The following is an 11,579-nucleotide window of genomic DNA, read 5'->3' as shown; positions in this document are numbered from 1 at the left end:
TTCATCCTTCTTCTCCTTCCCGGAGAAACTCCAGGCGGGTTCCCCGGGGAAGCTGAAGCTCCCTCGTCTCCTCCTGGCCTGATCGATGCCGAAGAAAGCGGGCCATGGAGGGATCCCCCTTGAGGATCTCTCCGAAGAAGGCGGCCACGAAGTGATGAGCGATATTGTTCATCTGCAGTGTGTCCCAGAGGGGATCTGCGTAATGACCGAAGCCGCTTCTTCCTGCCCATACNTCAGCGGGCACGGAAAATGGAGCGGCCACGGCGTGACCGGCCTGCTCGTAGGAGAGCAGATAGCGGGAGGTTCCCCGGGTCCCGAGAAAGGCTGCCCGGGGACCTTCGTCGTAGCCTGAGACGGAATCGGCCGTCCCTGCCATGAAGAAGAGCGGAACCCTGATCTTTTCCAGGGCAGGAGCATCCCAGAGTCCCACCTGGACACCCCAGGGAGCGATCACCACGGCAGCCCGAACTCTGGGGTCTACGGTCTCGCTGTAACCGGGGAAAGAGGCCAGGCGATCCTGGAGTGCTCCCGGAGGGGCGAAATCGGCCTCAAGGACAGCATCGCTCAACCCCGCACCGAGGGCGTTCAGCACGCCGTACCCTCCCATGGAATAGCCGATGATACCTGTCCTCTCGGGATCGACGAGCCCCTCCAGAAAGGTGCCGGCTCCCTCCCGGGAGAGCCTGTCCACCTCATGGAGTACAAAGTTCTGATCCAGCGGGCGGTTGCGGAGCGTCCCCGCAAAGGAGCCTTGATCGGTGTAGGTACTACCCGTATGGTCAATGGAAACCACCACGTAGCCGATACCNGCGAGAAATTCACCGAAATGGCTCAGAAGAAAGCGGNTCCCCGGATAGCCGTGGGAGAGAATCACCAGGGGGAACGGGCCCCGGGAATAATCGGCGGGGGCGTCCCGGCGGGCCGATCCCCGAAGGGTCAAGGGCTTTCCGTCGCGTCCCGTCACCTCATAGAGAGACCCCTGGCCCTCGCCGGTGGCGGGATACCAGATCTCTACAGGAAGAGGGCGATCGGACCGTGCTTCGCCGACTCCCCGGATCAGGGCTTCCACGTCCAGCTGATCGGGATTGATAAATTCCATGGTGCGCACCCCCACCCCTGCCCGCTGAAGCCGGGCAAGTTCGGGAGCNTCGGGACGGACTGCGTTGATTGAAACGATTCCTGGAGCATCCCTGGCCGGACTGTGCCCCGAAGTTGGTGAGGCGGANCCTTCCGGCACCCCGAGAAGAGATACTCCTCCGGCGTGACGNGANACCAGAACTCCCAGGAGAAAACCAAGAAATGCCAGAGCCAGAACAACTGCCAGAAAGACCCAGAANCGAAGGGTGATGCACTTCAGAAATAAAAACACGGGAAGCTCCTCGGGGTACTATGGAACATACCTCCCGGGAGAAGTCAAGATACCCCGGACGTCCCTGGAAGCCCTCTGGTCTGCCGGAACGGAAAAAACTGACAAAAGGACTCCTGATTTTCTTGACTTCATCCTTTTGCGAACCTACATTATCGATAAATCAAAACCACTGATGCGAAGGAGCGGCACCCATGGCAGGAGAAGAGCGGAACCGGGAGAGCGGAGAGACACAAACGAGGCAAAAGGTCGTCGTGGTCGGCATAAATCACGCGGGGACATCGGCGATCCGAACTCTTCTTGCCCAGAACCCGGAGCTGGAGATCAACGCCTACGACAGAAACAGCAATATCAGCTTCCTCGGCTGTGGTATCGCTCTGGCCGTGGGAGGGACGGTGAAGAACCCGGAAGACCTCTTTTACTGTGATCAGGTCCAGCTCGATGCTCTGGGGGCCCGGGTCTTCATGGAACACGAAGTGTACGCCATCAATACGGGAGAAAAAACCCTTCTGGTGCGGAACCTCAAAAGCGGAGAGGAGTTTCAGGATAATTACGACAAATTGGTCTACGCTGCGGGATCCTGGCCCCTGGATATTCCGGGGGTTCCCCCGGAATCGGCGGCGCTGAAAAACATCATGCTCTGCAAACTCTATCAGCACGCCCAGGAACTGATAAAAAAGGCCGACGAGCCGGAAATATCCTCCGTTGCCGTGATCGGGGCCGGCTATATTGGTATCGAACTTGCCGAGGCGTATCGACAGAAGGGAAAGGAGGTAACGCTCATCGATTACGAAACGCGCGTTATTCCCCGCTACTTTGACACCGAATTTACCCGGCTTCTGGAAGAGGATATGCAGAAGGCCGGGATAACCCTGGCCCTGGGAGAAAAAGTGACAGGCTTTTCTCCCGCTCCCGATAACCCCGGTCACGTGGGGCAGGTTATCACCGACAGGGGCCGCTACCCGGCCGATCTGGTGATCACCGCCGTGGGGTTTCGTCCCAACACGGATCTTCTGAAGGAAGCGGAGAAGACAGAAAACGGAGCCCTCGTGGTGGATGGGTCCATGCGAACTTCCCTTCCCGATGTGTGGGCCGTGGGAGACTCGGTCGCCATGTACCACGCTGCGCTGGATCGGCACCAGCAGGTAGCACTGGCCACAAACGCGGTAAAATCGGGAATCGCTGCGGCGAGTTCCATCAACGGNATACCCGGCGTGTCCGTGGAGAGCGTGGCTGGAACAAACGCGATCTGCGTCTTCGAAAACAACCTGGCCTCAACCGGGCTCAGCGAGGCCGCTGCCCGGGAGCTGGGTCTCCCCGTGGCATCGAGCTATATNGAGGATGCCGACCGCCCGGANTTCATGAACGACTACGGCATAACCCGGATAAAGCTGGTGTATCACCGGGAAACCTTTCGTCTCCTGGGGGCCCAGATCGGAAGTCACGGTGAGATAAACCACACCGAGGTCATCTATTTCCTCGCCCTGGCGATCCAGAAAAAGATGACCCTTCCCGAGATCGCCTTCACCGATGTCTACTTCCTTCCCCACTTCAACAAGCCCTTCAATTTCATTCTTACGGCGATCCTCAAGGCTATCGGGCTGGACTACGAGGCAGCGGCACAACAGAGAGGGGGGAAATAGCACCCATGGAGATCCGAATCGTCTCCTTCGCCGAAGCAGAGGGGGAGATCCGCGCCATTCGCGACGAGGTCTTTGGATCGGAACAGGGCGTACCCCGGGAAATTGACTGGGATGGCGANGACAGCTTTTGCACCCACGCCCTGGCTCTGGAGAAGGACGGAACACCCCTNGGAACGGGACGACTACAGAAGACCGGCAAGATCGGCCGGATGGCTGTCCTCCCGGCCTGGCGAGGCCAGGGCGCGGGAGGACACATTTTGACGGCGCTCCTCGACTCGGCTCGCCGTCAGGGGCTGGACATGGTCTATCTTCACGCCCAGATTCAGGCGATACCCTTCTACAGGAGCTACGGCTTCGAACCCGAGGGACCGGAATTCACCGAAGCTGATCTGCGGCACATCAGGATGATCCGCCATCTCCCGGGCGACTGACCGTCCGCCCGGAACACTATTTAACGACCCGCCGGGCGCTCACGGAGGCAACCCAGCCCGTGAGCGTGCCCTCCAGAAGGAATCCTTCGTCACGAAGCGTGACCAGGGGGTCCTTGATATAGGCCTCGAAGCGTTTCAGGGGNCCCTGTTCCCGGTCACGGGGACCGTCGGAGTCGCCCAAACCACCCTGAAAAGAGAAGCGAAGAATCATCTCGTCTCCTTCCCGGGCAGGTTCCAGGAGGNNCCGTCCCGAGGAACCGGGAAACTCTCCATCCCCCCGGGGGAGGACCCCGGAAAAATGCANCTCCTCGGCAGCGTCGGTGATGGTAACAAGGATCTCCTCTTTTGTTTCGATCAAGCGTATTTTCTTGCTTTTCTCTGACATGACGAACTCCTTCCTGGATCAGAAGGATAGATCGTCATACTTACCCCCGCCTTGCGGGAGCATTACAAATTCGTAATAATTCCCGAAAAACGCCGGTCACCGGAAGGGGNCGCCAGGCACGAGCGCTATACCGGGGAGGTCCGGGTAAAAACCCTGGCCTTTTTCAGCTCTGCAAACACCAGGGAGCCGGGGCTCAGGACTTCCTTTCTGAATCTCTCGTGNGATATCTCGGCGGTCAGGACCTCTCCCCCTTCGGTGCGGAGCTCTACCCTGACCAGGGCTCCTGCGGGCTGAACCCTGATTATCCGAACCGGGATCGAGAGCGCTCCCTCCCGTTTATCCTTCAGTTCTATCTCGTGCGGACGGACAAACATCTCGGCGGGAATATCTCCACCCTCTGCAGCCTCCGCGACCGGATACCCGTCGGGAAAATCACGACGCTCAATCGTAAGCGGACCAAAGATCCCCCGGGAGCTGTTCAAACGTCCCCGAAAGGTATTCACCGCCCCGATAAAACCCATCACAAAGGGAGTTTCCGGCGCATGAAAAACCTCGTAGGGAGTCCCATCCTGTTCTATTCTGCCCTTGTTCATGATGATAACCCGATCAGCGATTTCCAGCGCCTCCTCCTGATCGTGGGTGACAAACACGCTGGTCACGTTGATCTCGTCGTGGAGCTTTCTCAACCAGCTTCGCAGGTCTACCCGAACCTGGGCATCGAGAGCTCCGAAGGGCTCGTCCAGCAGCAACACCTGGGGCTCCACTGCCAGAGCCCTCGCCAGGGCCACCCTCTGCCGCTGCCCCCCCGAAAGCTGGTGGGGGTAACGCCCGGCCAGACTCTGAAGCTGAATGAGCTCGAGCAGAGTCTTTACTTTTCGGTCGATCTCTGCCCGGTCGGGACGAGTCCTCCGGGGACGAACCCTCAATCCAAAGGCCACGTTTTCGAAGACCGTCATATGCCGGAACAGGGAGTAATGCTGAAACACGAACCCCACACCCCGTTTCCGAACAGGCTTGTGCCCCACGGGATTGCCATCAAAAAGGACCTCAGGCCCGGCCTGCCTGGATTCATCGGGTATCTCCAGCCCCGCAATCATTCTCAGAAGGGTGCTCTTCCCGGACCCGGAAGGGCCCAGCAGCGCCACCAGTTGCCCCGTTTCGATCTTGAGCGAAACGTCACGCACAGCGGGAAAGGTTCCAAAGGTCTTATTCAGATTTCGCATTTCAATGCTCACGGTAATTCTCCCTTGATTCGGCAATTCCCTTTGCAATCAGCGTGAGAACTCCCAAAAACACCAGGAGGGAGGCCATGGCAAAGGATGCAGCGAATTGATAGTCGTTGAAGAGGATCTCCACATGAAGCGGGATGGTGTTGGTCTTGCCGCGAATGTGGCCGGACACCACCGAGACAGCGCCAAACTCCCCAAAGGATCGGGCATTGCTCAGAAGGATGCCGTAGAGCAACCCCCATTTGATACTGGGCAAGGTTACCCGGAAAAAGGTCTGGAGTCCCGTTGCCCCCAGTGTCAGAGCCGATATCTCTGCCTCTGTCCCCTGGGTGTGCATCAGGGGAATCAACTCCCGCGCCACAAAAGGGAGCGTCACAAAGAGCGTGACCAGGACGATGCCGGGTCGGGCAAAGACAATACGAATTCCTGCCTCCTGCAGCCAGGGGCCCAGCAATCCCCTGGAGCCGAAGAGCAGAAGAAACATCATCCCTGCGATAACGGGCGATACGGCGAAGGGGACATCCAGAACGGTGAGGAGGATATTCTTCCCCCGAAACTCGAACTTCGCGATAGCCCAGGCCATGACGACTCCAAAAACGGCGTTGACCGGCACAACGATCAGGGCCGTAAAAACACTCAATCCCAGNGCGGATCGGGCATCCCGGGTCAAAAAAGACTGGAGATAGGCCACAACTCCAAGGGAAAAGGCGTATCTGAAGACNAGAATAACCGGAAGAATCAGAAAGATCGAGAGAAAGGCCCAGGTGATCCCGATAAGTCCCCGCCGTATCAAGACTCCCCCGTCGATCCCCCGGAAAAAGATCCGAAGACTTCCCGAGGGATTTATCATCGTTTTTTCGCTCATAGGGTGCTCCTGCGGCTCAACCACTGTAGTATGTTCACTGCCAGCAAAAGCAGAAACGACACCAAAAGCATCACCACACCGATCGCTGTGGCGCCCTGATAATCGTACTGCTCGAGCTTCATCACAATCAAAAGAGGTGCGATCTCCGTTCTCATTGGCAGGTTTCCCGCAATGAAGTAAACCGACCCGAACTCGCCAATCCCCCGAGCCAGGGCGAGGGAAAACCCCGTGAGCACGGCGGGCATGAGCGTGGGGAGGGTTACCCTGAGAAAGGTCTTGGGGGAAGACGCCCCCAGGCTCATGGCGGCTTCCTCCACTTCCCTGTCGAGCTCCTGGAGAGCAGGCTGGAGGGTTCTCACCGTGAAGGGTAGCCCTACCACTATCAGGGCCAGCACAATTCCCGGGCGTGCGTAGGCAACCTGGATACCCGCCGGGGCCAGAAACCGGCCTATCCATCCTGTGGAGGCATAGAGGGTAGTCAAGGCGATACCCGATACCGCCGTGGGCAAGGCGAAGGGTATATCCACCAGGGCATCGAGAAATCGTCTTCCCGGGAACCGGTAGCGGACCAGAACCCAGGCTACGATGAACCCGAAGAAGGCATTGATCACGGCGGCTGCCAGGGCAGAGCCAAAACTCACCCGATAGGAGGCAAGGACCCGGGGATCACGAACTGCAGCAGCCAGGAAGTCCCCGAAACTCATCCGGAAGGCCGAGATTACAAGCCCGCCCAGGGGAATCATCACGATCAATCCTACATAGGAAAGAGAAATCCCCAAGGAGAGTCCGAAGCCGGGCAAAGGCGAGGAACTGTTCTTCCGTGACATCCCTATTGCTCCAGATAGAGCTGATCAAAGATGCCGCCGTCAACAAAATGGGTGCGATTTGCCTCCCCCCACCCTCCAAACACATCGGCGATAGTGAAGAACTCCAGGTCGGGGAAGGTCTGGCGATGGCGCTCCAGAACCCCCGCATCCCAGGGGCGGTAGTAATTGCGGGCGATTATTTCCTGGCTTTCCTCTTCGTAGAGATACCGCAGATAGGCCTCGGCCAGGTCCGACACACCCCGACGATCGGCATTCCCCGTAACCACCGCTACCGTTGGCTCGGCGAGGATGCTCGTCGAGGGGATTACCATCTCGAGACCCGCTTCGTCCAGTTCCCGGGAGCCCAGAAGTATCTCGTTCTCCCAGTTGATCAGAACATCACCAATTTTGCGCTGGATGAAGGTGTTCGTTGCCGCCCGGGCAGCCCTATCCAGAACAGGAACGTTCCTGTANAGACGATAGACGAAATCTCGGGCTCTCTCCTGAGCCTCGTAAACCTCCTCCTGACGCCCCGGATCCTGAAGAATATCCGCAAAGTCCGGTCCCAGATCCTGACGGAGCGAATGACCCCAGGCAGAGAGATAGTTCCAGCGAGCCACCCCCGACGTTTTGGGATTTGGCGTGATAACCGAGACTCCCTCGCGGACCAGGTCATCCCAGTCGGTGATGTTCNTGGGGTTTCCCTTCCGCACCAGAAAGGTCAGGGCCGATACATAGGGAGCATTGTTGTTCGGGAGTGTTCCGATCCAACCTTCNGGAAGGAGTTGCCCGTGCAGGGCAATAGCATCGATATCGTAGGCCAGGGCCAGGGTAACTACGTCGGCCTCGAGCCCGTCGATGACCGCTCTGGCCTGACTCCCCGATCCCCCGTGGGACATGGTGATGACGACATCTTCACCGGTGGTATTTTTCCAGTGTTCGACAAAGGCCGCATTATATTCCCGGTAGAGTTCCCGGGTTGGATCGTAAGAAACATTCAGGAGCGTTCTTCGCGAGTCTTCCTGGCCGCCACAGGCGCCGAGTATCAGGATAAGACCGGTGGACACCGTTATCAGGGCCACGAGAATCACCGTGGAAATAGTCTTTTTTCGGGGATGCTTCATGATTCATGTACCTCCATCGAGTATNAGCAATTTCCGTGCCAAAAAACAAAGACAGCGGTAAATCGCGGCCTGATCATACCTTAAGATCCTCATCACCCTGGATAATCGGAAAGACCAGACAAAAGCCGCGATATATCCCGGGAAAAGACCTTTTTAGCTATGTTATTTAACGGGAGCCGTTATATAATACAGCTTATGGAGCAGAATTTTTCCTCAACCCTGACCTGTCTGTGGCAGGAGGCCTGCCGAAAGAGTCTCTTTCCCGAAGGTTGCGAAAAAACCCTGGCGCAGTTTCTTTCTTTCTCCTTCTCCAAAGCGTTTCCGGAGGATCCTTCGGACACCTTTCCGGACGAGGCGCATCGTGTATCCTGCTCGGAACTGGCTCTGATCGTCTTCCCCCGGGGATCGTTCTGCAGCAACGACACCGGGAATGTCCATTTTTACCGCACCTTCCGGGGGNACCCCCCCGAAACAGAGTATACCCGGTCCTCTGACCCCGCCATCCTGGCAATGATGGAGGATGCTCGCGGAGAAGAGCGAATGGAGAGGGTCCTGACTTCTCTTCCGGGGTATTCCTCATGGTCGAGGGCTGTGGCGGTTCCCCTGATCAGGCCCGATACATCCCTGCCTGGACGAATCTTCCCGGGGGCGCTCCTGGCCGTTCCCGCCGGGGGGATCGAAGCCGGAGAAGAGCTCACCAGGAGCAAAGAAGCGCTCAGAAAGCATCTCGAGACGGTCCTGGCCCCACCGATTGCAGGACTTCTTCAGAATGCCAGGATCGGGCGCAGCGCCCCCCGGACTCCTGCGCCCCACGATCTTCCAGAGGGGAGCCTCGATCTTTCCGAAGCCCCCCCCAGCGTTCCTGGAGCATACAGGGAGGGTAGAGCGGCCCTGACAGAGCACCTCATTGGGGAAGAAGGCGGCCTGCGAAGCGTCCTGAAGCGAATAGAATCGGTGGTGTCGTCTTCCCTGCCTGTTCTTCTCCTGGGAGAAAGCGGTACGGGGAAGGAGGTGATCGCCCGCAGGATCCACCGCCGCTCCCCCCGGCGCGATCAGCCCTTCATCAGGGTAAACTGCGGTGCGATCGCACCGGAGCTCATCGACTCGGAACTCTTCGGCCACGAGCGGGGCGCCTTTACGGGCGCGGTCAAGCGAAAACTCGGCTGGTTCGAGAGAGCCCACGGTGGCACGCTGCTCCTTGACGAGATCGGCGACCTGCCCTTGCCGGCCCAGGTACGACTCCTGCGCGTTCTTCAGGAAGGCACCTTCGAACGGGTTGGAGGCGAAGAGGAGATATCGGTCGATGTGCGAATTGTTGCGGCAACCCACCGGGATCTTCCCGGAATGATCCAGCAGGGAGCGTTCAGGGAGGATCTCTGGTATCGACTCAGCGGGTATCCCATCGTTATTCCTCCCCTGCGGGAGCGACAGGAGGATATTCCCGCTCTGGCTCATCACTTCTGTCAGCGTTCGTCCCGAAAATTCGGAATAAGAACCCAATCCATCACCGGGGCCGATGTAGAGATACTGCGCTCATACCAATGGCCGGGGAACATCCGCGAACTTGCATCGGTAATGGACCGGGCCGTCCTCCTGAGTGAGGGCGGTGCCCTGGACTTTCACAAGGCCCTGGAGCGGATCGTACCTCTGGCTCCAGATACTCCCCGGGAAAGCGATATTTCTCCCGCCCCCCTCGGGGCCGGCCCCCCTGCCTTCCCCACACTGGACGAAGCGATGGAACGCCACATCCGCAGGGCCCTGGAAAAAACACGGGGAACGATCGAGGGTCCGGAGGGAGCGGCCCGCCTTCTGGGGATCAATCCCCACACGCTGCGCGCACGCATGCGTCGCCAGGGGATCAGATGGGGTGAATACCGCCGGAGCCGGGACCTCTCTGGTCAGGAGAGAAGAAAACCTCCACGGTGACGCCCTTCCCGGTCGTTACCTCCAAATCCCCTCCCAACTGCCCGGCAAAGGCTGCCACCAGCTCCGAACCGAGCCCTTCACGACGGGAAGAAACCGGCCCCAGCCCTACCCCGTTGTCTCGTATGCGCAGGACGCAGCGCTCACCGGAAAGACGCACCTCTACGGTGACCGTCGNCGCCTCGTTATCTGCCCGACCCCGGGGGAAGGCGTATTTCAGCGAGTTGGTCACCACTTCGGTCACGATAAAACCGCAGGAGATCGCCTGCTCCATGGGAAGAAAGAGCTCGTCGGTCTGCACCAAGATCTCCACCGCGTCGGAAGAATCGAGAAGACCGCCCTGGAGAGATCCGCAGAGTTCCTGCAGATAGTGATCCATGGGAACGCGGGAAAAGTCCGATGACTGATAGGACCATTCGTGCACCGCCGCGATCGCGTGGATGCGGTTCTCACACTCCCGCAGGGCGTCGCGCCCTGCCTGATCGGCCAGGGCCTCTCCCTGAAGGCTGATGATACTCGAAACAATCTGCAGGTTGTTCTTTACCCGGTGGTGAATCTCCTTCAGAAGCAGTTCTTTTTCGTGCAGCGCATCCTGGATGCGCTGGTAGTCCTGATGAATCCGTTCGTTCATTCCCAGTACGGCCCGGGCCAGCAGGCCGATCTCGTTCCGCTGCCTCACCAGTGACGCAAAGGCCCCGGAGACCACGGGGTTGGTCAGGTCGATGGCTGTCACTGCCCGCTGGAGTTCCAGAATCGGTGAGGCGATGTGGTTCGCCGAGACCACCGCCGTGGCTACCACCCCCAGAATGGCTGCCAGAATAAAAACCATGGCGGTTCGCACAATCCGCCAGACCGGGCCAGCAATGTCAGAGTGGGGCATCAAATAGGCCACGCTCCAACCGGGCGCCCCCGGAACGGGTGAAAAGACGGCGTGGCGACGGACCCCCTGGGGCGTTCGGTAATCGCTGGACCCGGCCTCACCGGCCACCATCCGGAGCCCCACCTCGCGCACACCCTCCCAGTCGGGGGCGTTCAGGGTGTCCATGCGCATCACCAGCGAGGGATCGGGGTGCCCGATGATCAGCCCCTGGCCGTCAACGATCGCACCATACCCTTCGGCACCAAATTTCATGCTCCGGGTAAGCCTGCTAAAAGCACGGAGGGTAACCGATGCTCCGATGATCCCCCTGGGCTCACCGCCGGGACTCAGCACCTCCTGTGCCACAGCCACGATCGGGTTTCCCGTCCCCAGACTCAGCAGGCCGTCGCTGACAGCAGCGGTTTTCCGACCCGTGAGAATATCCCGAACGTACTGGCGCTTTAGGAGACTCCCGCCGCGACCGTCGCTGGTAATAAAATCACCCTTGGGATTCACAAAGAAGATATTTTCCTGTTCCGGGTTCCTCTCGCCGTGGACCATCTCCAGATAGCGGGCTATCTCGCTCAGGGAGCCGGCCCGAAAAATCTCAAAACGGCTGAGAATTCTGACCTCGTTTCGGTGGCCCTCGAGCCAACGACCCACCTCGGCAGCCCGGGCCTCCACGATCTGGCGAGTCATGACATCCAGGGTCTGCCGCTGGAGACGCCCTGTCTGGATCAGGGATATTCCTCCGGCGGCGGTCAGGAGCAATACCGAGATGCCCCCAAAGGCAAGAACCATCCTGGCGCGCAACGAGAAAAAAGTGATCATGGGCACCTCCCGGGAATACCGAAGAGGTCTCTAATAGCGAAAGAATCCGTCATGACGAAAGAAGCTGCCATACCGAAAGAGGCTGTCATAGCACGTTCAAGTGTAATGGAAGAGAGG

At 58.9% G+C, this 11,579-nt stretch carries 9 protein-coding genes; 3 read left to right on the top strand and 6 right to left on the bottom strand.

The genetic code is table 11. The annotated features are described in order from the left end of the window. Position 1 precedes the first annotated feature (1 nt). Complete coding sequence (locus B071_RS19485; RefSeq protein WP_438829513.1) at positions 2-1,099, bottom strand: alpha/beta hydrolase family protein; 1,098 nt, start codon at positions 1,097-1,099, stop codon at positions 2-4. A gap of 461 nt (positions 1,100-1,560) precedes the next feature. On the opposite strand from B071_RS19485, the gene B071_RS0100390 reads away from it, so the two are divergent. Beyond that, a complete protein-coding gene (locus tag B071_RS0100390; RefSeq protein WP_018525118.1) occupies positions 1,561-3,009 on the top strand; it encodes an FAD-dependent oxidoreductase in 1,449 nt (482 codons plus the stop codon). A gap of 5 nt (positions 3,010-3,014) precedes the next feature. Beyond that, on the top strand, positions 3,015-3,440 hold the full coding sequence (locus tag B071_RS0100385) for a GNAT family N-acetyltransferase (RefSeq protein WP_018525117.1): 426 nt from the start codon (positions 3,015-3,017) through the stop codon (positions 3,438-3,440). A 510-nt stretch (positions 3,441-3,950) separates the two neighbouring features. Here B071_RS0100385 and B071_RS0100375 read toward each other — a convergent pair. The 4 genes from B071_RS0100375 to B071_RS0100360 form a co-directional block, all read right to left on the bottom strand. After that, entirely contained in the window at positions 3,951-5,048 is a 1,098-nt protein-coding gene (locus tag B071_RS0100375; RefSeq protein ID WP_215730259.1) for a sulfate/molybdate ABC transporter ATP-binding protein, read from the bottom strand. 1 nt (position 5,049) lies between these two features. Then, positions 5,050-5,904 carry a sulfate ABC transporter permease subunit CysW gene (gene cysW, locus B071_RS0100370; protein ID WP_103679939.1) on the bottom strand — a complete coding sequence of 285 codons (855 nt, stop codon included), beginning with the start codon at positions 5,902-5,904 and terminating at the stop codon, positions 5,050-5,052. 11 nt (positions 5,905-5,915) lie between these two features. Continuing rightward, positions 5,916-6,746 carry a sulfate ABC transporter permease subunit CysT gene (gene cysT, locus B071_RS0100365; RefSeq protein WP_026244860.1) on the bottom strand — a complete coding sequence of 277 codons (831 nt, stop codon included), beginning with the start codon at positions 6,744-6,746 and terminating at the stop codon, positions 5,916-5,918. 2 nt (positions 6,747-6,748) lie between these two features. After that, positions 6,749-7,849 carry a sulfate ABC transporter substrate-binding protein gene (locus tag B071_RS0100360; protein WP_018525112.1) on the bottom strand — a complete coding sequence of 367 codons (1,101 nt, stop codon included), beginning with the start codon at positions 7,847-7,849 and terminating at the stop codon, positions 6,749-6,751. Between the two features lie 159 nt (positions 7,850-8,008). Between B071_RS0100360 and B071_RS18045 the strand changes: the two genes are divergently transcribed. Further along, positions 8,009-9,775: a sigma-54 interaction domain-containing protein gene (locus B071_RS18045; protein ID WP_083914210.1), complete on the top strand. Its 1,767-nt coding sequence runs from the start codon at positions 8,009-8,011 to the stop codon at positions 9,773-9,775. Here the strand turns inward: B071_RS18045 and B071_RS18040 are convergent. Further along, positions 9,708-11,330: a sensor histidine kinase gene (locus B071_RS18040; protein ID WP_498365788.1), complete on the bottom strand. Its 1,623-nt coding sequence runs from the start codon at positions 11,328-11,330 to the stop codon at positions 9,708-9,710. The two genes, B071_RS18045 and B071_RS18040, sit on opposite strands and share 68 nt — an antisense overlap. Positions 11,331-11,579: the final 249 nt, after the last annotated feature.

Source organism: Alkalispirochaeta alkalica DSM 8900, assembly GCF_000373545.1.
Taxonomy (GTDB): domain Bacteria; phylum Spirochaetota; class Spirochaetia; order DSM-27196; family Alkalispirochaetaceae; genus Alkalispirochaeta; species Alkalispirochaeta alkalica.
This window is presented reverse-complemented; position numbering and strand designations above follow the sequence as displayed.